Source organism: Tropicibacter alexandrii (genome assembly GCF_003667315.2).
GTDB lineage: Bacteria > Pseudomonadota > Alphaproteobacteria > Rhodobacterales > Rhodobacteraceae > Tropicibacter > Tropicibacter alexandrii.
The window spans coordinates 38,747-58,662 of sequence record NZ_RCTZ02000027.1 but is presented as its reverse complement, the minus strand read 5'-3'; the positions used below and the strand labels follow the sequence as shown (position 1 = coordinate 58,662).

Sequence of the window (19,916 nt, the reverse complement as noted above, 5' to 3'; positions counted from 1 at the left end):
TGCAAAGGTTATTTTCATGGACATTTCAACGCCTTCGGCCAGCATGCCGGTGCATTACACCAAGGACGGCTCGGCCATATTCAAGCTTGGGTTCAAGACCGGCCTGCTGACCTTTGCCACGTTGGGGATCTACCGGTTCTGGCAAAAGACGCGCATCCGCAAGTTCATCTGGTCCTCGACCAGCGCGGGCGGCGATGCGTTCGAATATACCGGCACCGGGCTTGAGAAATTCCTCGGCTTCCTGATCGCCATCGTCTTTCTCGCCGTCTATCTGGGCGTGATCCAGATGGTGCTGTTCTATCTCGGCCTGTCGATGCTGGACCAGCCCGACCCGTTCGACCCGATGTCCACCGTGCGGTTCCTCGCCGCCTTCTACATCTCGTTCTTCGCCGTGCTGCCGTTCCTGCTTTATGCGCTGTACCGCGCGCGGCGCTACAAGATGGCGCGCACCCGCTGGCGGGGCATCCGGTTCGGCATGGACAAGGGGGCTTGGGGCTATGCTTTCCGCGCCATCGGCTATGGCCTGCTGACGCTTGTGACGCTTGTGACGCTCGGCATCCTCGCCCCGTTGATGAGCTTCAAGCTGGAAAAATACATGACCGACCGCAGCCATTACGGCGACGCGAGGTTCCAGCAGGGCGGCAAGTGGACCGGGCTTTACCCCGCGCTCAAGCATGTGCTGATCGGCATCGGCCTCTTGGTGCTGGCCGGTATCTGCGGCGCGCTCGATATTCCGGCTCTGGCGATCATCGCCGGGATCGTCGGCTATATCTGGATCTTCGTCGGGTTCATCTACTATCAAGTGCGCAGCTTTGCCTATCTGACCAGCCACAAGGTTCTGGCGGGCGGCATTACCTTCGACGCACAGCCGCGCACCGGTGAGGTCATCAAGACCTACATCATCGGTGGCCTCGCCATCGGTATCCTCGCCGGTATCGCCTTTGCCATCCTTGGCGTGGTGGTTGGCGGTCTGACCGCAGCGATCGGCAGCGGCGCCAGCATCGGCAGCATGATCGGGATCGGCCTGTTGGCGATTGCCGGATACGTCGTCGTGCTGACGCTGGTGCAGGCGCTGGGTCTGTCGATGATCACCCAGCCGATCCTTGCCCATTTCATCGAGACGATCACAATCGGCAACCCCGAGGCGCTGAACGCCATCCGCCAGCGCGAGTCCGAGACCGGCGTCGATGCCGAAGGCTTTGCCGATGCGCTCGATATCGGTGGCGCGATCTGATGACGGACGGAACGCCAGCCCAATTCTTTGACGGGCTGACAGCGGGGCGGCACGAGGTTCGTGTCGCCCTCAGTGACGACCGACAGGCGTTGCAGATCGCGGGCGACAGCCTGCCCGAGCCGCTGCGCTGGCCGCTGGCCGATCTGCGCGCCTTGTCGGACACCTCGGACGCGTCGCGCCTGACGCTGACGCGGCATATGCACACCGACGACGAGGCCCCGCGCGACCCGGCCCGGCTGGTCATTCACGACCCCGAGCTGATCGCCTGGCTGCACCGCACCCGGCCCGGCCTGTTCCGGCGGGATCTGCACAAGGGCACCTTGCCCAAGCTGGCGAAATGGGCCGCAGGCTCGGTCGCGGCGGTGCTGCTGATGCTGTTCGTGATCCTGCCCGCCATGGCCGACACGCTCGCCCGGATCATCCCGATCGAGCGCGAGGTGGCCTTTGGCCAATCCGTCACCCGCCAGATGGAGCGGTTTCTGGGCGGCAAGCGCGTCGGCGCGCTGGTCTGTGACAACCCCGAGGGCAAGGCCGCTCTGAACAAGATGCTGACCCGGCTGACCGACAGCCGCGAGATGAATTACGAGATCAGCTTGCAGGTCTTCGATCACCGCATGGTCAACGCCTTTGCCGCGCCCGGCGGGCAGGTCGTGATCCTGCGTGGCCTCTTGGACAAGGCGCGCAGCGCCGAAGAGGTCGCGGGCGTGCTGGCCCATGAACTGGCGCATGTGGAAAACCGCGACGCCACCCGCAACACCCTGCGCGCGGCGGGCTCTGCGGGGCTTTTGACCATGGTGCTGGGCGACTTCACCGGTGGTGCGGCGGTGGCGATCATCGGCGAACAGGTGCTGTCCGCCTCCTACACGCGCGAGGCAGAGGCGACGGCGGATGAGTTTGCCCTGACGATGCTGGAGAATGCCAATGTCGATGCCAGCGGGTTTGCCCGCTTCTTCGAGGAATTGGAGAAAATGGAAGGCAAATCCGCCGGGCTGCCCGGCTACCTGTCCACCCACCCCGTGACCCGTGAACGCGCCGCCCGGGCCGAGGCCTTTGCCGCGGGCCAGTCCGGGACGCGCCCGATCCTGACACCGGAGGAATGGAAGGCGCTCAAGGCGATCTGCGACTAGGCGGCGATCCTCGCCACGCGACGCCCCGAATTTTCACGACGAATCGCGCGCACCGCCGCGCCTTGCAAAAAAACGCGACGTTGGTTGGCGCTAACGTGACGATTTTGCCCTGTTTCGCCCCGCATCGCCGCGCTACACCCCATTCTGAGGAATCCTGCGGGACCGTCCCCGCACCAACGAGGAGAGACACGCATGAAGGTACTGGTACCTGTCAAACGCGTGATCGACTACAACGTGAAGGTCCGCGTGAAGGCGGACGGGAGCGGTGTCGATCTCGCCAACGTCAAGATGTCGATGAACCCGTTCGACGAAATCGCCGTCGAAGAAGCCATCCGCCTCAAGGAAGCCGGCACCGCGACCGAGGTCGTCGCCGTCTCGATCGGCGTCAAGCAGGCACAGGAAACCCTGCGCACCGCGCTGGCCATGGGGGCCGACCGCGCGATCCTCGTCGTGGCCGCCGATGACGTGCATCAGGACATCGAACCGCTGGCCGTGGCCAAGATCCTCGCCGCCGTGGCAAAAGAGGAAGAGCCGGGCCTGATCCTTGCGGGCAAGCAGGCGATCGACAACGACATGAACGCCACCGGCCAGATGCTGTCGGCGCTGCTGGGCTGGTCGCAGGCGACCTTTGCCTCGGATGTCGAGATCGACGGCGACAGCGCCAAGGTCACCCGTGAAGTCGATGGCGGTCTGCAGACCATTTCGGTCAAGATGCCCGCCGTCGTGACCGTCGACCTGCGCCTGAACGAGCCGCGCTATGCGTCGCTGCCCAACATCATGAAGGCCAAGAAGAAGCCGCTGGATGAAAAAACCGCCGCCGATTACGGCGTCGACGTCACCCCGCGCCTCGAAGTGGTCAAGACCTCGGAACCGGCGGAACGCGCCGCCGGCATCAAGGTGGGTTCGGTCGACGAGCTGATTGCGAAACTGAAAGAAGCGGGGGCTGTGTGATGGCTGTTCTTCTCCTTGCAGAAGTGAATGATGGCGCCCTGTCGATGGACGCGACGGCCAAGGCCGTGACCGCGGCCAAGGCCTTGGGCGACGTGACCGTGCTGTGCGCCGGGGGCTCTGCCTCTGACGCCGCCAAGGAAGCCGCCACCATCGAAGGCGTGGCCAAGGTGCTGGTTGCCGAGGATGCGGGCCTGTCGCACCGTCTCGCCGAGGCGACCGCCGACCTGATCGTGGGTCTGGCCGGTGACTATTCGCACATCGTCGCGCCCGCGACGACCGATGCGAAGAACGTGCTGCCCCGCGTGGCGGCCCTGCTGGACGTGATGGTTCTGACCGATGTCACCGCCGTGGTCGACGCCGACACGTTCGAGCGCCCGATCTACGCGGGCAACGCCGTGCAAACGGTGAAATCCTCGGACGGCAAGAAGGTCATCTCCTTCCGGACCTCGACCTTCGACGCGGCGGGCACCGGTGGCTCGGCAGCGATCGAGACCATCGGCGGCGCCTCCTCGGACCTGTCGTCCTGGGTCGAAGACAAGGTTGCGGCCTCCGACCGCCCCGAGCTGACCTCGGCTGGCATCGTCGTGTCCGGCGGGCGCGGCGTGGGTTCGGAAGAGGACTTCAAGATCATCGAGGCGCTGGCGGACAAGCTGGGCGCGGCTGTTGGCGCGTCCCGCGCGGCGGTCGATTCGGGCTTTGCGCCGAACGACTGGCAGGTTGGCCAGACCGGCAAGGTCGTGGCGCCGGACCTGTACGTTGCGGTCGGCATCTCCGGTGCGATCCAGCACCTTGCCGGCATGAAGGACAGCAAGGTGATCGTCGCGATCAACAAGGACGAAGAGGCGCCGATTTTCCAGGTTGCCGATTATGGCCTCGTCGCGGACCTGTTCTCTGCCGTTCCGGAACTGACCGAAAAGCTCTGAACGCCGGGTCATCTGACTTGGGTCGAAACCGGGAAAGGCTCGCCAAAAGGCGAGCCTTTTTCTTTGGACGAGCGCGAAGGTTCAGCCCAGCATTCCGTTGAGGTGCTCGCACAGCGTGTCCGCGACAAAGCCATGCGCGGCGGGGCCCATCAGCTCCTCGGCGGCGCAGGCATCGAAATCCGAAAAAACCATGCCACTGGTGCCCTCTTTCAAGGTGTCCGCCCCCGGGACAGCCTCGATCACCGTCGAAACCCTCGGGCGCAGCGTCTCGATCATCTCGCGCGTCACGAAGAGCGGGTCATGCGCATTCGGGGCCGAGATTTCCGACGGGATCGGCTGATCGGCGAACCACAGCAGCACCACGCGCCCCCGGATCTGCGTCAGCACGTTCTTCATCCGCGCAATCCATGCTTGGCGAAGTTCGTCCACGACGACCGAAAACCGGTCATCCGATAGATCGTGCAGGCGACCCAGCATGTGGCGCACGAAATGGAATTCGGTAAAATCGACCTCTGGATACAGTGTCTCAAGCCGCTCGGACGCCTTGAGAAAGCGGTCGTTGCGCCGCGGATGGACCGAGTAATAGCGATTCGACATGTTCTGGGCGCCCATCACCTGAACCACCTTCACATGTGCGCCAACGACCAGCCCCATGACCACCGGATCATTGAGGTACAGGTCGACCCCCGCATTGACCACGCCGAAATTGGCGCAGGGCAGCCCCAGCCGTCGTTCGACCAGCGCCGGAAAGGGCTGCTGTATGAAACGACCATAGGTTTCTGTTCCGCCAACGAAGGCGATATACGGTTTATCGAGATCCCGTTTTGGCCCCCTGAACAGCACGCGTGACGCACCGTAGCGGCACGGATAGTATTCCAGGGCCGTTTGCCCCGCGCCGTGTACCGACATTGTTCCCACCTTTTTCTTCACCCGATCCCGAGAATCACCGAAACCTCTTGCCATTTCGCTAATGGTAAAAACCGTCTAGAACTGTCCCGGCCTGCCCTTGCGGCGGGGTCGCGGGCAGGCCTATGGTTGGCACGCAACCAAGAGGGCTTTCGCGCATGGAAATCAAATCGGTGGGCGTCGTGGGCGCGGGGCAGATGGGCAATGGCATCGCCCACGTCATGGCTTTGGCGGGCTACGAGGTGCGTCTCAACGACATCAGCCAAGACGCGCTGGACAAGGCCGTGGCGCTGATCGGCAAGAACCTTGATCGTCAGGTCAGCCGCGAGAAGATCGCCGCCGAGGATCGCGACGGTGCCATGGCGCGCATCGTGACGACGCTGTCGCTCAAGGACGTCGCCCAGACCGATCTGGTGATCGAGGCCGCGACCGAGCGTGAAGACGTCAAGCACAAGATTTTCGAGACACTTCTACCGGATCTGAAACCCGAGACCATCCTGACCTCGAACACCTCGTCGATCTCGATCACGCGGCTTGCGTCGCGCACCGACCGGCCCGAACGCTTCATGGGGTTCCATTTCATGAACCCGGTGCCGCTGATGCAGTTGGTCGAACTGATCCGGGGCATCGCCACCGACAAGGAGACCTATGACGCCTGTCTGGGCGTGGTCGAAAAACTCGGCAAGACCGCGGCCAGCGCCGAGGATTTCCCGGCCTTCATCGTCAACCGCGTGCTGATCCCGATGATCAACGAGGCCTGCTATACGCTGTACGAGGGTGTGGGCAACGTCCGCTCCATCGATATGGCGCTGAAGCTGGGGGCGAACCATCCGATGGGGCCGCTGGAACTGGCGGATTTCATCGGGCTGGACACCTGCCTCGCGATCATGAACGTCCTGCATGACGGCTTGGCGGATACGAAATACCGCCCCTGCCCGCTGCTGACGAAATATGTCGAGGCGGGCTGGCTGGGGCGCAAGTCCGGGCGCGGTTTCTACGATTACCGGGGGGATGAGCCGGTGCCTACACGCTGATCGCGGGGGCCGGGGCTCGGCCCCGGTCTACGGCAAGATGCGCCGGGCTCAGCCCTCGCGCAAGGACAGGACCGTGTCGCGCAGCCAAGCCACGAGGTCACGCGGACCGCCCTGAAACGACTTGATCTGGTCTGGCGAGATCGGGCTTCCGACGACCGGCTTCTGCGCGCGGTTGCAGGCATGCACGACCTCGTGGATCAACAGGCCCTGACGCATGGTCGGCGACAGCTTGTTGGCGATCTGGTAGGCGCGGCTGTTCTGGCCGGGAAAGTAGATCGGCACCACGGTCGCCCCGGACCGCTGGATCATCTTGGCGGTGAACGGGTTCCACCCCGCCTCGATCGCTGGCCCCCAGAACGTTTTCGAATGCGCCACAACGCCCGAGGGGAACAGCACGATCACGCCGCCCTGTTTGAGGTGATCCATCGCCTTCGCCCGCATCTCGAGCCCCTGCTCGCGCGCGTCGGGTTCATGCGGAAACGGCACCGGGATCATGAACTGTTCGACTTCGCTGACCCCGGTCAGCAGCGAGCGGGTCAGGATCTTGTAATCCTGCCGCACGCGGCCGATCAGCTCGGCCAGAACCATGCCATCGACCAGCCCGTGCGGGTGGTTTGCGACGATGATCACCGGGCCTTTGCGCGGGATGTTGGCGATCTGCTCGGGCGGGGTCGTCAGTTCGATCCCCATTATGTCCAGCGCTTGGCTCCAGAAGGCCTGCCCCTCGGCGGGGCCCATGCGCTCGAACCGGCGGACCATGCGCAGCAACGGGATCTTGCCGGTCAGCCATTCCATCACCCGGATGGTGTTGGCCTTCCACGGGTTGGGAAAGGTGTTGGCATAAGAGACCCTGCGCTTGTCATAGGGTGCATCAGGCCGCGCCGGCGTTGCCGCCGTCCGCTCTACCGTCGCCTGGCTGCTCTCCACCATGTGTCTCTCTCCCACCGGGATCGCCCCGGATCAGCAGTCCTCCCCGAAGCGGTCCGCCACCAAGGCCTCGATGGCATCGGCCAGCGCCTCGGCATCGGGGCCGGAAGTCTGAACCTCAATAGAGGTTCCCTTGGCCGCTGCCAACATCAAAAGCCCCATGATGCTGTCCCCCCCGGCCGACATGCCGTCGCGTGACACCTCGGCCCAGGCGTCGAAGCCCTCGACCACCTCGACCAGTTTTGCCGACGCGCGGGCGTGCAAGCCCTTTTCGTTCACGATCTTCAACGTGCGGGTGATGGTGTCGGACATGGGGGGTTCCTGGTTTCTTCAGTCAGGCAAGGGGCCAGCGTCAGGACGCATCGGCCGGAACGTTCTGACTGTCAATGTATTTCCGCCCGGCCTCCAGCGCCGAACGCACCGCGTCGGGCACCGTCTTGTTGCGGCTCTTGGCAAGCTTGATCAGCATCGGCAGGTTGGCACCGTACAGAATGCGACGGTCATCGGGACGACAGGCGTTCAACGACAGGTTGGACGGAGAGCCGCCGAACATGTCGGTCACGACCACGACCCCCTGCCCCTGATCGACCTGGTCCGCCGCATCGCAGATCTCGGCCTCTTTCAGGACCCGGTCACAATCCGCCTCGATCGCGATGGCGATCATGCCGGGCTGTTGCCCCACCACATGTTCGACCGCGGCAAGATATTCCTTTGCCAGGCCCCCATGTGCCACGATCACGATACCGATCACTCAGCGATCCTTTCCAAAATCCGCACGCGCCGCGGGAACCCCGCGCCGTTCGAGCTCGCGATGCCTAGTTGACACTCGCCAGCCCTCTTGCGCAAGAGCAGCCGTGACGCTTTCCGCAAGGGTGACCGAACGATGTTTGCCACCGGTACAGCCGAACCCGATGGAAAAATGCGCCTTGCCCTCTTCGACGACGGCTGGCAGCAACAACAAGATGAGATCGACGACCTTTTCGTGAAAGGCGTCATGGCGCGGATCACCGGCCACGTAGGCCGCCACGTCGGAATCCAGCCCGGTATGCGGGCGCAGCTCCGGCTCCCAATGGGGGTTGCGCAGGAAGCGGCAGTCAAAGGCCATGTCCAGCCCCTGCGGCAGGCCACGCTTGTAGGAAAAGCTCTGGACCGAGATCGCAACGCCCTGCCCGGTCGTCTGCCCAAACCATCCCTCCATCTCCGAGCGCAGATCGTGTACGGTCAGGTTCGACGTGTCGATGACGATATCCGCCCGGGCGCGGGCGTTGTCCAGCAGGGCGAGTTCACGCGCGATCCCTTCGCCCGGCGTGTCATGCGGGGCCAGTGGGTGCCGCCTGCGCGTCTCGGAATAGCGGCGGCCAAGGACTTCGGGTGCGGCGTCGAGATACAGCAATTCGGCGGTCAGACCGTCGCGTTCGGCCAACAGGTCCCGCAGTTCGATCACCCCTTCGGCGCTGAAATCGCGATTGCGGACATCCAGCCCCAGCGCCAGCGGGCGCGGCAGCAAGTCACCCTCGACCAGCCGGGGGATCAGCGACAGCGGGATGTTGTCGATCGCCTCGAAGCCGAAATCCTCGAGCGCGTTGATCGCCGTTGACCGCCCGGCGCCCGAGGGGCCGGTGACAAGGACGATCCGTTGGCTGGGCAGACGTTCAGGGGTCATCACACTTCTCTTCGATCCCCCTTCAGATATTGTACGAGACCTGCCGCAAAATAGGGGGACGCGCAATTGTGAAGCAAGGGCAGCGTGACCCCGTACAGCTGGATGCTGCGTGCCTGCGGCAATCGGTCCTGTTCCTGCCGGGCGAGATCCACCAAGGCCGCGACAGGCGTCGGGCCCGTCGTCATGGCGGTCAACAGCCCGATGCCCCGCGCTTCGATCAGGCCACGGGTCGCGGTCGGAGCATCGGCGATCAGGCCGCCCTGATCGACCGTCAGCACGACTTGATCATCGGCGACCAAGGTCGCGCCACGCGCCATCATTTCCAGCGCCAGAGACGACTTGCCGCTGCCCGAAGGGCCACGAATCAGCAGGGCGCGCTCGCCGATGGCGACGCAGCTGGCATGGAGGATCGGCACGGCTCAGATCGGCAGGCCGACAACGAAGCGGGCACCCAGCGGTTCGCTGGTGACGTCGGCCTCGGTCGGACGGATGTTCTCGGCCCAGATGACGCCGCCATGGGCCTCGACGATCTGCTTGGAAATCGCCAACCCAAGACCGGAATTGTTGCCGAAATCCGATTGCGGACGCGAGGTGTAGAAACGTTTGAAGATCTTTTGCAGCGCCTCTTCCGGGATGCCGGGGCCGGTATCCTCGACCACCACGAGGACACGGTTGTCGCGGCGGCGTGCCCAGACGCGGATCGCGTCGCCATCCTCGCAGAACGAGATGGCATTGGTGATCAGGTTGACGAAAACCTGCGCCAGCCGCGCCTCCAACCCGTTGATCTGGATGGGGCGTTTCGGCAGATCGGTGATGAACTCGACCCCCTTCTTGCGGGCGTCCTCGCTGAGGAATTCGGTGATGTTGCCGATCATCTTGAGCAGGTCGAATTCCTGCTCTTCTTCCTTGACCAGTTCGCTGTCGAGCCGCGACGCGTTCGAGATGTCGCTGACGAGGCGGTCGAGGCGCCGCACGTCATGGTCGATCACGTCCAGCAGCTTGGTCCGGTGCTCCTCTTTCTTGACCATTCGCAGCGACCCCACGGCAGAGCGCAGGCTGGCAAGCGGGTTCTTGATCTCGTGCGCGACATCGGCGGCAAACTGTTCGTTGCTGTCGATCCGGTCATAAAGCGCGCTGACCATGCCGCGCAACGCACCAGAGAGGCGTCCGATCTCATCGGGTCGCGCGGTCAGGTCCGGGATGCGGATGCGGCCCGTTGTCTTGTGCTTGCGGTTGCGGTCCCGCCCGATCTCCGCCGCGTCGGCCAGATCGGAAATCGGGTTGGCGATGGTCGAGGCCAGAACGAGGCTGAGCCCGATCGACACCAGCGTGGCGATCACGAACATCTGCAAGACGCGTTCGCGCTCGGCGCTGACGGCAGCGTCGATTTCCGCAGCCGGGGACACCAGCGCCACCGTACCAAGGATGAGGTCGCCAGCCCTGACCGGGGAAAATGCGTGGAACAGGGTTTCACCCTGCGTGCCGGTACCCTGCTCGACCCGCGTCAGGGTCGGATCGCCGGCCTCGATCATCCGGCGCAGCTTGTCCTCGAGCACGAGGTCGGGTTCGGCGTCGAAATACGAAAAAAGCCCCGACACAGAGGACCAGACGGTGTTCAGGAAATCCGAGATCAGGGTCGACCCGCGATCCTCGTTCTCCGTCCGGAGCATCGGCGCCATCGTTCCCGTCGCCTCGCCGACGAGGAAATTGGCGCTGTCATATATCAGAACCTGCGTGCCGCGCCGCAGTTCCAGCCCGGCGACGATCCGGCCGACATCGAGCCCGTCGGTCGTACCCAACTCTAGGGCAGCGTCGGCGGGCATCTGCGCCTCGAGCGCGTCGGCAATCAGCTCGACCTCGGCTTGCAGGGCATTGACCCGCTGGATCGCGAGCGTGTCGCGCGACGAGTTCAGCCAGAGGATACCCGCCGCCAGCACGTTCAAGGCGATCAGGTTGAAGGTGATGATCTTGCGGGTCAGAGGCGAGCGATTGAGCGTGAAAAGGCCGCGCCGCGCGCGACTGTCGCGCAGCTCCTTTTCGACCGTGCTGTCCGGGGCGATCCAGTCATCGCCCAAGACAACATCGGAATCGCGGCGATCGATTTGATCGTCGTCCATGTCTATCCGCTCGGCCAGGGCCATCCGTTACTCTTCGTTGTAACGATAGCCGATCCCGTAGAGCGTTTCGATAGCCGAAAACTCCGGGTCGGCGGTGCGCATCTTCTTCCGCAACCGCTTGATATGGCTGTCGATGGTACGGTCGTCGACATAGACCTGATCGTCATAGGCCACGTCCATCAACTGGTCGCGCGACTTGACGAAGCCGGGACGCTGCGCAAGCGCCTGCAACAGCAGGAATTCGGTCACGGTCAGCGACACGTCGTTGCCCTTCCACGTCACCGCGTGGCGCAGCGGGTCCATCGTCAGGGAACCGCGGGTCATCAGCTTGGTGTCTTCGGTGTCGCCGACGACATCACCGGCCACCGCCTCCTGGCGGCGCAGCAGGGCGCGGATGCGTTCCACCAACAGACGCTGGCTGAACGGCTTTTTCACGTAGTCGTCGGCGCCCATGCGCAGGCCCAGAACCTCGTCGATCTCATCGTCCTTGGAGGTCAGGAAGATCACCGGCATCTTGGATTTCTGGCGGACGCGCTGCAGCAGGTCCATGCCGTCCATGCGCGGCATCTTGATGTCGAAGACGGCCATATCGGGCATCTTCTTGTTGAAGGCGTCGAGCGCGGCCTGCCCGTCATTATAGGTCTCAACCTCGAAACCCTCGGCCTCGAGGGTCATCGATACGGATGTCAGAATATTCCTGTCATCGTCCACAAGGGCGATCTTAGACATTGTGCTTGTCCTTATACTGCTCTGAACTGCCTGTTTTTTCGTCCACTATCAGTCAATTTTCGCTTTACAGCAATCCCAATCTGCGAATCAGGACACCGTGCTGCCACCATTGCAGCCGAATTTGGCAAAGGAATGGCTAAAAAGCCTCACCTGTTTCCGAACCATTGAAACAGTCTCGGCAAGGTTTCGCCTTGGTACCGATAACGCGGAACGGTGTTTGCGCAAACCTGCCCCCGCTAGCGCTAACTGCGCGTTTACGTCCTGTTCATGCCGAAAAACGGCGTGCTATAGGAAATTTCTCGGAAGGCCTCATCAGCCCGACGAAAGAATATTTCTCAGAGCGAGCTACAGGAGCTAGGCAGATGACATTCGGACGGGTAAACCCGCAATTCAGACTCGAGGATCAAGGGATCGAAGGTCTGGGCAATGTCTATTACAACCTCATGGAGCCCGCTCTGATCGAAGCGGCGCTGAAACGTGGCGAAGGCACGCTGGGCAAGGGCGGATCGTTCCTTGTGACCACCGGCAAGTTCACCGGCCGGTCGCCCAAGGACAAGTTCATCGTGCGCACCCCTTCGGTCGAGGACTCGATCTGGTGGGAAAACAACGCGCCCATGGCGCCCGAGGGCTTCGACGCGCTTGAGGCCGACATGATCGAGCACATGAAGGGCCGCGACTACTACGTGCAGGATCTGGTGGGCGGGGCCGACCCGCAAAACGCCATCGACGTGCGCATGGTGACCGAGCTGGCTTGGCATGGCCTCTTCTGCCGCCACATGCTGCGCCGTCCGGACCGCGAGGATCTGGACAGCTTCGAGGCTGATTGGACCGTCATCAACTGCCCCAGCTTCAAGGCCGACCCGGCCAAGCATGGCTGCCGCACCGACACCGTCGTCGCGATGAACTTCGACAAGAAGCGCATCCTGATCGCGAACACCGAATACGCGGGTGAGAACAAGAAATCGATCTTCACCCTGCTGAACTACATCCTGCCCGGCAAGGGCATCATGGCGATGCATTGCTCGGCCAACCATGCCAAGGGCAACCCGGTCGACACCGCCATCTTCTTTGGTCTGTCGGGCACCGGCAAGACCACCCTGTCCGCCGACCCCGATCGCGTGCTGATCGGCGACGACGAACACGGCTGGTCGGATCGCGGCACCTTCAACTTCGAGGGCGGCTGCTATGCCAAGACCATCAGCCTGTCCCCCGAAGCCGAGCCGGAAATCTACGCCACGACCGAGAAGTTCGGCACCGTGATCGAGAACATGATCTTCGACCCGGAAACCTTTGATCTGGATTTCGAGGATGACAGCCTGACCGCGAACATGCGCTGCGCCTACCCGCTGCATTACATCTCGAATGCATCGAAAACCGCGCTGGGTGGCCACCCCAAGAACATCATCATGCTGACCTGTGACGCGTTCGGCGTGCTGCCCCCGATCGCGCGTCTGACACCGGCGCAGGCGATGTACCACTTCCTGTCGGGCTTCACCTCCAAGGTCGCCGGGACCGAGCGCGGCGTGACCGAGCCGGAACCCACCTTCTCGACCTGCTTTGGCGCGCCCTTCATGCCGCGCCGCCCCGAGGCCTATGGCAACCTGCTGCGCGACAAGATCGCCAAGCACGGCGCGACCTGCTGGCTGGTGAACACCGGCTGGACCGGTGGTGCCTACGGCACCGGCTCGCGCATGCCGATCAAGGCCACCCGCGCCCTGCTGACCGCCGCGCTGAACGGCTCGCTCAACGATGCCGAGTTCCGCAAGGACGCCAATTTCGGCTTCGAGGTTCCCGTGCATGTCGAAGGCGTGCCCGAGCTGCTGCTCGACCCGCGCAAGACATGGGACGACAAGGCCGGCTATGACGCGCAGGCCCAGAAGCTGGTGCAGATGTTCGCGGACAACTTCGAACAGTACGTGCCCTACATCGACGAAGACGTGAAAGCCGTCGCCATCGGCTGATCGTTTCGGCACCGTGTTCAGGGCCCTCCGCATCGCGGGGGGCCTTTCACGTTTCAGAGGTCAGGCATTTCTGACCTGTCACACGGGACGCGGCATGTTAGTCAGGGGCAGTGATCCAAAGGTGAGACGATGCTGCGCAGCCTGCCCCTTCTCGTTCTCGGCCTGCCCGCCTTTGCCCAAGGCGGCTTTGTCGAAGCCCCGCTTGTCCTTGAGGGCCATGGCGTGATCTGCGAGGTCACGCTGGAGGGCAGACGCGAGGCCCCCGGAACCGAGTCCGGCATTCTCAACATCATCGACCAGCAGCGCGAGATCGACGTGATCACCACGGCAGTCCCGGCAGAGATCGGCCTGTCCTTCGGCATCCGGGCGACGCTGGAACCGGGGCATGCGCTGGACGATCTGTGGGTCGTGGTCGAACATCCGCCCATGGGGCCCAACGCGGTGACGGTCGAACGCTGGCAGGCCGAGGCCAATGCCGGCGCGACCATGGTCAACCTCTTCACCTTCGAACACGATTACGAACGGGTGCAGGGGTCGTGGGTCTTCAAGCTGGTCTCTGGCGACACGACGCTGCTGGAGCAGCGCTTTACCGTCTTCCCCGCAGGGACCGTGCCCGCCGTGCAACAGACCTGCTTCGGCGCGAAACTGATGGGCTAGGCGCGCGGCAGCCCCGGGCCTGACCCGGGGCCTCTGGGTCAGGCCGCGCGCAAGCCGAGAATCTCACGCGCCTGCGCCGCCGTCGCCACGGGACGCTCGTATTTCTCGCACAGGTCGACCGCGCGCTGCACCAGCGCCGCATTCGACGGGGCAAGGGTGGATTTGTCGAGACGCACATTGTCCTCAAGCCCGGTCCGCGTGTGGCCGCCACTGGCGATGCACCATTCATTGACCTCGATCTGGTGACGCCCGATCCCCGCCGCGCACCATTCGGCATCCGGCGCAAGGCGCTGCACCGTCTTGATGTAGTAGTCAAAGACCTCACGGTCACAAGGCATCGCGTTCTTCACCCCCATGACGAATTGCACATACAGCTTGCCGGGGATGCGCCCGTCGCGGTTCATCTCGGCGGCCTTGAAGATATGCGACAGGTCGAACGCCTCGATCTCGGGCTTGACCTCATAGGTCTTCATTTCCGAGGCCAGCCAGTCAACCAGATCGGGCGGGTTCTCATAGACCCGCGTCGGGAAGTTGTTCGATCCCACCGACAGGGAGGCCATATCGGGCCACAAGGGCAGCATGCCGCCACGTGTTTTACCCGCGCCCGACCGGCCCCCCGTGGACAGCTGGATGATCATGCCGGGGCAGTGCTTCTTGATCCCCTCGACCAGCTGGGCGAACAGCTCAGGGTCCGAGGTCGGGGTCTCATCCGGGTTGCGCACATGGGCGTGCATGATCGTGGCCCCCGCCTCGAACGCGGCCTGCGTGCTTTCGACCTGCTCGGAGACGGAAATCGGCACGGCGGGGTTGTCGGCCTTGCGCGGGACAGAGCCGGTGATGGCGACGCAGATGATGCAGGGTTTGGTCATGGCTTTCCTCGGGGGATGACGTAGCTTGGCCCCCCGCCCGGTCGGCAGGGGGCCACGGTTAATAACGTGAATTCAGATGTCGAAAAAGACCGTCTCGCCCTCGCCCTGAAGGCGGATGTCAAAGCGGTAGACCACCTTGCCCTCCCGTTCGGTGCGTTTGGCGATCAGGGTGCTGCGACGGTTGACCCATTCGATGCCGTTCAGCACCGGATCGGCGCTGTTGTCTTCGTCCTCGAAGTAAAGCCGCGTGTTCAGCCCCACATTGATGCCACGCGCCACGATCCACAGGTTGATATGCGGGGCCTGCGTCGACCCGTAGCGGCCCGGCACGGGACCCGGCTTGACCGTGTCAAAGCCCCACTCGCCCGTGTCGAAATCGGTGATGACGCGGCCCCAGCCGCGAAAGCCGTCCTCGACCTCGCCGGTGCTTTCCTCATGCGCATAGACGCCGGAGGCATTGGCCTGCCACGCCTCCAGAAGCACGTCCTTGACGGGCGCGCCCATGCCGTCGATCACCAGCCCCTGCACCCGGATACGTTCGCCAGCCGCGTTCGGCCCGGCGATGTCCCAGCCCAGCTCCTGTTTGTAGATGTCAAAGCCCGCCGCCCCCGGCGCAAGGCCGATATGGACGTAAGGGCCAGCGGTCTGCGAGGGGGTTTCCTTGAGATAATCCAGCTTCTGTACCATGTCTTGCATTCCTCTTGTCACGCGTCCCGGGCTTGACCCGGGACCTCCACCTTGGCCATGAGGCCCCGGGTCAGGCCCGGGGCGTGCAGCGCAAGGGACAGATGTCAGTTCCCTTCGAGACGGTTTTCGAACAGCGTCGAGCGCCGTCCACGCAGCACGATGTCGAACTTATAGGCGATCGTATCCAGCGGGATCGTCGCGTTCAGGTCCAGCGCGGCGGTCAATTGCTCGATCCCCTCCTGCATCGGGACGGTCTTCAGGATGGGGCAATGCGGGATCAGCGGGTCACCCTCGAAATAGCATTGCGTGATCAGGCGCTGCGCGAAGGCCGTGCCAAAGATCGAGACGTGGATATGCGCCGGGCGCCAGCTGTTCACCCAGTTGCGCCACGGATAAGCGCCGGGCTTGACCGTGCGAAAGAAGTAATAGCCGTTCTCGTCGGTGATCGTGCGCCCGCAGCCGCCAAAGTTGGGGTCGATGGGGGCGAGATAGGTATCCTTCTTGTGGCGATAGCGCCCGCCCGCATTGGCCTGCCAGATCTCGACCAGCGTGTTCGGCACCGGGCGCGCGTTTTCGTCCAGAACCCGGCCGTGCAGGATGATCCGCTCGCCGATCGCGCTTTCGCCCGACTGCGCGTAATTGTAGATCAGGTCATTGTCGCCGGGGTCGATATCGCCATGCCCGAAACGCGGGCCGGTGATCTCGGACACGGTGTTTTCGAGCGAGATCAGCGACTGGCGCGGCGAGCGCGCCACCGAGGTCTTGTAATCGTGCGTATAGGCCTTGGGATGCCATTCGCGGTCCCGCTGGTAGAATTCGCCTTTGAGCGGCATGGTTGTCTCCTCCTCAGGAATGCGCGTTCCCGGTTATGCTTGGTCGAGTTCGGCCCAGGTCTGCTTGGCCAGCTTGATCGCATGATTGGCCGCCGGGACGCCCGCGTAAACCGCCACGTGCTGAAACGCCTCCATGATGTCTTCGCGGCTGGCCCCGGTGCGGGTGGCGGCGCGCAAATGCATGGGGATTTCCTCGAAATTCTTGCAGGCCGCCAGCAGCGCCAGCGTCAGCATCGACCGTTCCCGGCGCGTGATCCGATCATTCGCCCAGAGGCTCCCCCATGCGGTTTCGGTGATCATCTCCTGAAAGGGTTCATCCAGCTTGGTCTTGGCGGCCTCGGCGCGGTCCACATGGGCGTCGCCCAGAACCTCGCGGCGGACCTTCATCCCGGCGTCGTAACGGTTGGTCATGGTGCGCTCCTCAATACGGCAAGCCGACATAGTTCTCGGCCATCGCCTGCTGGGCGGCCTTGTTCGTGCGCAGGAATTCGATTTCCGCGCGCTGCATCTTCAGGTCGAATTCCGACTGATCCGGGAAGCGGTGCAGCAGCGAGGTCATCCACCAGCTGAAGCGTTCGGCCTTCCAGATGCGGGCCAGCGCCTTTTCGGAATAGCCATCCAGACCCGCGCTGTCGCCCTCGTGATAGAATTGGGTCAGCCCGTGATACAGGTAGTGGATGTCGCTTGCCGCGGTGTTCAGCCCCTTGGCCCCGGTCGGCGGCACGATATGCGCCGCATCGCCACACAAGAACAGCCGCCCCCAGCGCATGGGTTCGGTCACGAAAGACCGCAGCGGCGCGATACTTTTCTCGATGCTGGGGCCCGTCACCAGACGGTCGGCGGCGTCAGACGGGATGCGGCGTTTGAGTTCCTCCCAGAACGCCTCGTCCGTCCAGTCGTCGGGACTATCGGACAGCGAGCACTGGATGTAGTAGCGCGACAGGTTGTCATTGCGCATCGAACACAGGGCAAAACCGCGCTCGGAGCTTGCATAGATCAGTTCCTCATGCACGGGCGGGGTTTCCGACAGGATGCCCAGCCAGCCAAAGGGATAAACCTTTTCGTATTCTTTGCGCACATCCAGCGGGATGGTCTGGCGGCTGACCCCGTGAAACCCGTCACAGCCCGCCACATAGTCGCAATCGATGCGCTGCGGGTCGCCGTCCACATCGTAGGTGACAAACGGCGCGTCACTGTCGGCGCCATGGATCACCACCTGATCCACGTTGAAGACGATCTGCCCGCCCGCCGCCTCGCGCGCCGCATAGAGGTCGCGCGTCACTTCGGTCTGGCCGTAGACCATGACCGTCTCACCGATGGTGTCCTTGAAATTGACGGTGAACTGCTCATCCCCGTAGGAAATCACCGTGCCCTCGTGGACAAAGCCCTCGCGGTCCATCCGCTCGCCCACGCCAGCCTCGCGCATCAGGTGCAGCATGCCTTTCTCAAGGATGCCAGCGCGGATGCGCCCCAGCACATAGTCCTTGGTCTTGCGCTCCAGCACGATGCTGTCGATGCCCTTGCGGTGCAGAAGTTGGGACAACAGCAGGCCGGATGGGCCGCCGCCGATGATGCAAACCTGAGTCTTCATATGATCCTCCGTTGGCGGGGATTTAGACTGAACCTTTTGGGCATGTAAAATTGCGATTTGGCGCGTATACTTGTCAAAAAAGGAAACCAAGTGGACCGCCGTATCAAGATACGCCATATGGAGGCGCTATCGGCCATCGCCCGCCAAGGCAGCCTGAAGGCCGCCTGCGCGGAACTGAACCTGTCGCAGCCCGCCCTGTCCAAGACGCTGAAAGAGTTGGAGGACATCCTTGGCGCGACCCTGATGGAGCGCGACCGCAGCGGCATCCGCATGACCCCCGAGGGCGATGTCTTTCTGGAATTCGCAGGCCAAAGCCTTGCGGCGCTACGGCGCGGCTTCGATGGTGTGAAGGCGTTGCGCCAAGGCGGGGCCGAGGTTCTGCGCGTGGGGTCGCTGCCCTCGGTTGCCGCTAGGCTGATGCCCGAGGCCGTCGCGCGCTTTCGCGATCTGTCCCCCGACACCCGCCTGCACCTGCGCGACGGGGCGCATGGCGCGCTGACCGGCGAGCTGCGCGCCGGGCGGCTGGACATGGTGATCGGGCGCATGGGCACGGCCGAGATGATGACCGGCCTGTCTTTCACCCAACTCTACGAGGAACGCGTGGTTTGCGTCGCCTCGCCCGGCCATCCGCTGATCGGGCAGGCGATTGCCCCGCAGGACCTGCAAGGCTGGGCCATGCTCTACCCGCCCGAGGGCGCCGCGATCCGCCCCCTGATCGACCGATGGTGTGTCGCGCATGGGCTGGGGGCCTTTGCCGACCGGATCGAATGCGTCTCGGGCGCGTTCGGGCGCAACTACATGCGGGTGGCAACGGCGTTGTGGTTCATCTCCGAAGGGGTGGTCGCGCAGGATCTGGCGGATGGTCGCTTGTTCGCCCTGCCACTGGACCTGAGCCTGACCGCAGGCCCGGTGGGGCTGATGACCCTGCCCGACGCCGCACCTTCGCGCAGCGCACAGCTGTTCACCCGCGCCTTGCAGGACGTCACGCCCCGAAATTGAGCCCGATTCGCGAATCGCCCACAGATTTCCGAAGTTATCAACAAATTTTCACTTTACAGCCGACTCACCCAACTGGCACCATATCTTGTAAGGGCGCGTGTAACATCCCGCAGACCCTAGAGCGGTGACCAAGTGCTTGGGCACGACCATGACCCAAGCGCAACAAACAAAATGAGGTGGCGGCATGGCCCTATCCGAGCATTACCTGTCCGACGACCTGCATCCCATCGACATCGTCGAACATATCGCGTCGCACAATGACTGGGATTTCGACCGGATCGGCGACGACCAGATCGCCATGGCGGTCGAAGGCCAGTGGCGCACCTATTCGATCACGCTGGCCTGGTCGCACCGGGATGAAACCCTGCGGATGATCTGCTCCTTTGAAATGGAGCCGCCGGAGGCCAAGCTGCCGGTGCTCTACGAGGGGCTGAACCTCGTGAACGATCAATGCTGGGCGGGCGCATTCAGCTATTGGGCGGAACCCAAGCTGATGGTCTATCGCTACGGTCTGGTGTTGGCGGGCGGCAATATCGCCTCGCCCGAACAGATCGACACGATGATCACCGCCGCCGTGCTGAGCGCCGAGCGCTATTACCCGGCGTTCCAGCTGATGAGCTGGACGGACAAGAGCGCACAGGAGGCGATGAAGATCGCGATTGCCGAGGCCTATGGCCGCGCCTGAGGCGCGGTGACGATTTTCATTCT

22 protein-coding genes are annotated in these 19,916 nt (G+C 63.4%); 9 read left to right on the top strand and 13 right to left on the bottom strand.

The window, feature by feature from the left end:
* Positions 1 to 16 precede the first annotated feature (16 nt).
* From D8Z78_RS22145 to D8Z78_RS22130, 4 genes are all read left to right on the top strand, one after another.
* A complete protein-coding gene (locus D8Z78_RS22145) occupies positions 17 to 1,234 on the top strand; it encodes a DUF898 family protein (protein WP_121630488.1) in 1,218 nt (405 codons plus the stop codon).
* Positions 1,234 to 2,361: a M48 family metallopeptidase gene (locus tag D8Z78_RS22140; protein WP_164933065.1), complete on the top strand. Its 1,128-nt coding sequence runs from the start codon at positions 1,234 to 1,236 to the stop codon at positions 2,359 to 2,361. The genes D8Z78_RS22145 and D8Z78_RS22140 overlap by 1 nt, the downstream gene beginning before the upstream one ends.
* Positions 2,362 to 2,553: 192 nt before the next feature.
* Positions 2,554 to 3,312 (top strand): electron transfer flavoprotein subunit beta/FixA family protein, encoded by a 759-nt coding sequence (locus D8Z78_RS22135; RefSeq protein ID WP_121630486.1) that lies wholly within the window; start codon positions 2,554 to 2,556, stop codon positions 3,310 to 3,312.
* Positions 3,312 to 4,235 (top strand): electron transfer flavoprotein subunit alpha/FixB family protein, encoded by a 924-nt coding sequence (locus tag D8Z78_RS22130; protein ID WP_121630485.1) that lies wholly within the window; start codon positions 3,312 to 3,314, stop codon positions 4,233 to 4,235. The genes D8Z78_RS22135 and D8Z78_RS22130 overlap by 1 nt, the downstream gene beginning before the upstream one ends.
* 81 nt (positions 4,236 to 4,316) lie before the next feature.
* On the opposite strand, the gene D8Z78_RS22125 is transcribed toward D8Z78_RS22130, so the two are convergent.
* Positions 4,317 to 5,144 (bottom strand): DUF6473 family protein, encoded by an 828-nt coding sequence (locus D8Z78_RS22125; RefSeq protein WP_164933064.1) that lies wholly within the window; start codon positions 5,142 to 5,144, stop codon positions 4,317 to 4,319.
* A 155-nt stretch (positions 5,145 to 5,299) separates the two neighbouring features.
* Here D8Z78_RS22125 and D8Z78_RS22120 point away from each other — a divergent pair, with 155 nt between their 5' ends.
* Positions 5,300 to 6,175, top strand: coding sequence for a 3-hydroxybutyryl-CoA dehydrogenase (locus tag D8Z78_RS22120; RefSeq protein ID WP_121630484.1), 876 nt, complete (start codon positions 5,300 to 5,302; stop codon positions 6,173 to 6,175).
* 48 nt (positions 6,176 to 6,223) lie between these two features.
* Here the strand turns inward: D8Z78_RS22120 and D8Z78_RS22115 are convergent, their stop codons facing one another.
* Genes D8Z78_RS22115 through D8Z78_RS22085 form a run of 7 tightly spaced genes read right to left on the bottom strand, consistent with a single transcriptional unit; the run spans position 6,224 to position 11,611 of the window.
* Positions 6,224 to 7,105, bottom strand: a complete 882-nt coding sequence (locus D8Z78_RS22115; RefSeq protein WP_121630483.1) for a lysophospholipid acyltransferase family protein — start codon at positions 7,103 to 7,105, stop codon at positions 6,224 to 6,226.
* Between the two features lie 30 nt (positions 7,106 to 7,135).
* Positions 7,136 to 7,414, bottom strand: a complete 279-nt coding sequence (locus D8Z78_RS22110) for an HPr family phosphocarrier protein (protein ID WP_121630482.1) — start codon at positions 7,412 to 7,414, stop codon at positions 7,136 to 7,138.
* Between the two features lie 40 nt (positions 7,415 to 7,454).
* Positions 7,455 to 7,853, bottom strand: a complete 399-nt coding sequence (locus D8Z78_RS22105) for a PTS sugar transporter subunit IIA (RefSeq protein ID WP_121630481.1) — start codon at positions 7,851 to 7,853, stop codon at positions 7,455 to 7,457.
* A complete protein-coding gene (gene rapZ / locus D8Z78_RS22100; protein WP_121630480.1) occupies positions 7,854 to 8,765 on the bottom strand; it encodes an RNase adapter RapZ in 912 nt (303 codons plus the stop codon). It lies immediately after the preceding gene.
* On the bottom strand, positions 8,765 to 9,181 hold the full coding sequence (locus tag D8Z78_RS22095; protein ID WP_240672218.1) for an HPr kinase/phosphorylase: 417 nt from the start codon (positions 9,179 to 9,181) through the stop codon (positions 8,765 to 8,767). Before D8Z78_RS22095 ends, rapZ begins: the two co-directional genes overlap by 1 nt.
* 3 nt (positions 9,182 to 9,184) lie before the next feature.
* Positions 9,185 to 10,906: a sensor histidine kinase gene (locus D8Z78_RS22090; protein ID WP_206169725.1), complete on the bottom strand. Its 1,722-nt coding sequence runs from the start codon at positions 10,904 to 10,906 to the stop codon at positions 9,185 to 9,187.
* A 3-nt stretch (positions 10,907 to 10,909) separates the two neighbouring features.
* Entirely contained in the window at positions 10,910 to 11,611 is a 702-nt protein-coding gene (locus tag D8Z78_RS22085) for a response regulator transcription factor (RefSeq protein ID WP_121630479.1), read from the bottom strand.
* Between the two features lie 362 nt (positions 11,612 to 11,973).
* Between D8Z78_RS22085 and D8Z78_RS22080 the strand changes: the two genes are divergently transcribed.
* Both D8Z78_RS22080 and D8Z78_RS22075 read left to right on the top strand, forming a co-directional pair.
* A complete protein-coding gene (locus tag D8Z78_RS22080) occupies positions 11,974 to 13,572 on the top strand; it encodes a phosphoenolpyruvate carboxykinase (RefSeq protein ID WP_121630478.1) in 1,599 nt (532 codons plus the stop codon).
* 129 nt (positions 13,573 to 13,701) lie between these two features.
* On the top strand, positions 13,702 to 14,229 hold the full coding sequence (locus D8Z78_RS22075; protein WP_121630477.1) for a DUF3859 domain-containing protein: 528 nt from the start codon (positions 13,702 to 13,704) through the stop codon (positions 14,227 to 14,229).
* Between the two features lie 38 nt (positions 14,230 to 14,267).
* On the opposite strand, the gene D8Z78_RS22070 is transcribed toward D8Z78_RS22075, so the two are convergent.
* The 5 genes from D8Z78_RS22070 to pobA all read right to left on the bottom strand — a co-directional run bounded on the left by D8Z78_RS22070 (position 14,268) and on the right by pobA (position 18,209).
* On the bottom strand, positions 14,268 to 15,098 hold the full coding sequence (locus tag D8Z78_RS22070) for a 3-oxoadipate:acetyl-CoA acetyltransferase (RefSeq protein WP_121630476.1): 831 nt from the start codon (positions 15,096 to 15,098) through the stop codon (positions 14,268 to 14,270).
* Between the two features lie 72 nt (positions 15,099 to 15,170).
* Positions 15,171 to 15,785 carry a protocatechuate 3,4-dioxygenase subunit alpha gene (pcaG, locus tag D8Z78_RS22065; RefSeq protein WP_121630500.1) on the bottom strand — a complete coding sequence of 205 codons (615 nt, stop codon included), beginning with the start codon at positions 15,783 to 15,785 and terminating at the stop codon, positions 15,171 to 15,173.
* A gap of 104 nt (positions 15,786 to 15,889) precedes the next feature.
* The gene (pcaH, locus tag D8Z78_RS22060; RefSeq protein ID WP_121630475.1) at positions 15,890 to 16,618 is read right to left on the bottom strand and encodes a protocatechuate 3,4-dioxygenase subunit beta; all 729 of its coding nucleotides are present in this window, start codon (positions 16,616 to 16,618) and stop codon (positions 15,890 to 15,892) included.
* 33 nt (positions 16,619 to 16,651) lie between these two features.
* The gene (pcaC, locus tag D8Z78_RS22055) at positions 16,652 to 17,029 is read right to left on the bottom strand and encodes a 4-carboxymuconolactone decarboxylase (protein WP_121630474.1); all 378 of its coding nucleotides are present in this window, start codon (positions 17,027 to 17,029) and stop codon (positions 16,652 to 16,654) included.
* 10 nt (positions 17,030 to 17,039) lie between these two features.
* Positions 17,040 to 18,209, bottom strand: coding sequence for a 4-hydroxybenzoate 3-monooxygenase (pobA, locus tag D8Z78_RS22050; protein WP_121630473.1), 1,170 nt, complete (start codon positions 18,207 to 18,209; stop codon positions 17,040 to 17,042).
* A 90-nt stretch (positions 18,210 to 18,299) separates the two neighbouring features.
* Here pobA and pcaQ point away from each other — a divergent pair, with 90 nt between their 5' ends.
* The gene (gene pcaQ, locus D8Z78_RS22045; RefSeq protein WP_240672217.1) at positions 18,300 to 19,208 is read left to right on the top strand and encodes a pca operon transcription factor PcaQ; all 909 of its coding nucleotides are present in this window, start codon (positions 18,300 to 18,302) and stop codon (positions 19,206 to 19,208) included.
* A gap of 184 nt (positions 19,209 to 19,392) precedes the next feature.
* On the top strand, positions 19,393 to 19,893 hold the full coding sequence (locus tag D8Z78_RS22040; protein ID WP_121630471.1) for a type III secretion system chaperone family protein: 501 nt from the start codon (positions 19,393 to 19,395) through the stop codon (positions 19,891 to 19,893).
* Positions 19,894 to 19,916 lie beyond the last annotated feature (23 nt).

Bases quoted from the DNA above. Each gene is read 5' to 3' on its own strand.
- D8Z78_RS22145 (WP_121630488.1), top strand. From the start codon at position 17: ATGGACATTTCAACGCCTTCGGCCAGCATGCCGGTGCATTACACCAAG.
- D8Z78_RS22140 (WP_164933065.1), top strand. From the start codon at position 1,234: ATGACGGACGGAACGCCAGCCCAATTCTTTGACGGGCTGACAGCGGGG.
- D8Z78_RS22135 (WP_121630486.1), top strand. From the start codon at position 2,554: ATGAAGGTACTGGTACCTGTCAAACGCGTGATCGACTACAACGTGAAG.
- D8Z78_RS22130 (WP_121630485.1), top strand. From the start codon at position 3,312: ATGGCTGTTCTTCTCCTTGCAGAAGTGAATGATGGCGCCCTGTCGATG.
- D8Z78_RS22125 (WP_164933064.1), bottom strand. From the start codon at position 5,144: ATGTCGGTACACGGCGCGGGGCAAACGGCCCTGGAATACTATCCGTGC.
- D8Z78_RS22120 (WP_121630484.1), top strand. From the start codon at position 5,300: ATGGAAATCAAATCGGTGGGCGTCGTGGGCGCGGGGCAGATGGGCAAT.
- D8Z78_RS22115 (WP_121630483.1), bottom strand. From the start codon at position 7,105: ATGGTGGAGAGCAGCCAGGCGACGGTAGAGCGGACGGCGGCAACGCCG.
- D8Z78_RS22110 (WP_121630482.1), bottom strand. From the start codon at position 7,414: ATGTCCGACACCATCACCCGCACGTTGAAGATCGTGAACGAAAAGGGC.
- rapZ (WP_121630480.1), bottom strand. From the start codon at position 8,765: ATGACCCCTGAACGTCTGCCCAGCCAACGGATCGTCCTTGTCACCGGC.
- D8Z78_RS22090 (WP_206169725.1), bottom strand. From the start codon at position 10,906: ATGGCCCTGGCCGAGCGGATAGACATGGACGACGATCAAATCGATCGC.
- D8Z78_RS22085 (WP_121630479.1), bottom strand. From the start codon at position 11,611: ATGTCTAAGATCGCCCTTGTGGACGATGACAGGAATATTCTGACATCC.
- D8Z78_RS22080 (WP_121630478.1), top strand. From the start codon at position 11,974: ATGACATTCGGACGGGTAAACCCGCAATTCAGACTCGAGGATCAAGGG.
- D8Z78_RS22075 (WP_121630477.1), top strand. From the start codon at position 13,702: ATGCTGCGCAGCCTGCCCCTTCTCGTTCTCGGCCTGCCCGCCTTTGCC.
- D8Z78_RS22070 (WP_121630476.1), bottom strand. From the start codon at position 15,098: ATGACCAAACCCTGCATCATCTGCGTCGCCATCACCGGCTCTGTCCCG.
- pcaG (WP_121630500.1), bottom strand. From the start codon at position 15,785: ATGGTACAGAAGCTGGATTATCTCAAGGAAACCCCCTCGCAGACCGCT.
- pcaH (WP_121630475.1), bottom strand. From the start codon at position 16,618: ATGCCGCTCAAAGGCGAATTCTACCAGCGGGACCGCGAATGGCATCCC.
- pcaC (WP_121630474.1), bottom strand. From the start codon at position 17,029: ATGACCAACCGTTACGACGCCGGGATGAAGGTCCGCCGCGAGGTTCTG.
- pobA (WP_121630473.1), bottom strand. From the start codon at position 18,209: ATGAAGACTCAGGTTTGCATCATCGGCGGCGGCCCATCCGGCCTGCTG.
- D8Z78_RS22040 (WP_121630471.1), top strand. From the start codon at position 19,393: ATGGCCCTATCCGAGCATTACCTGTCCGACGACCTGCATCCCATCGAC.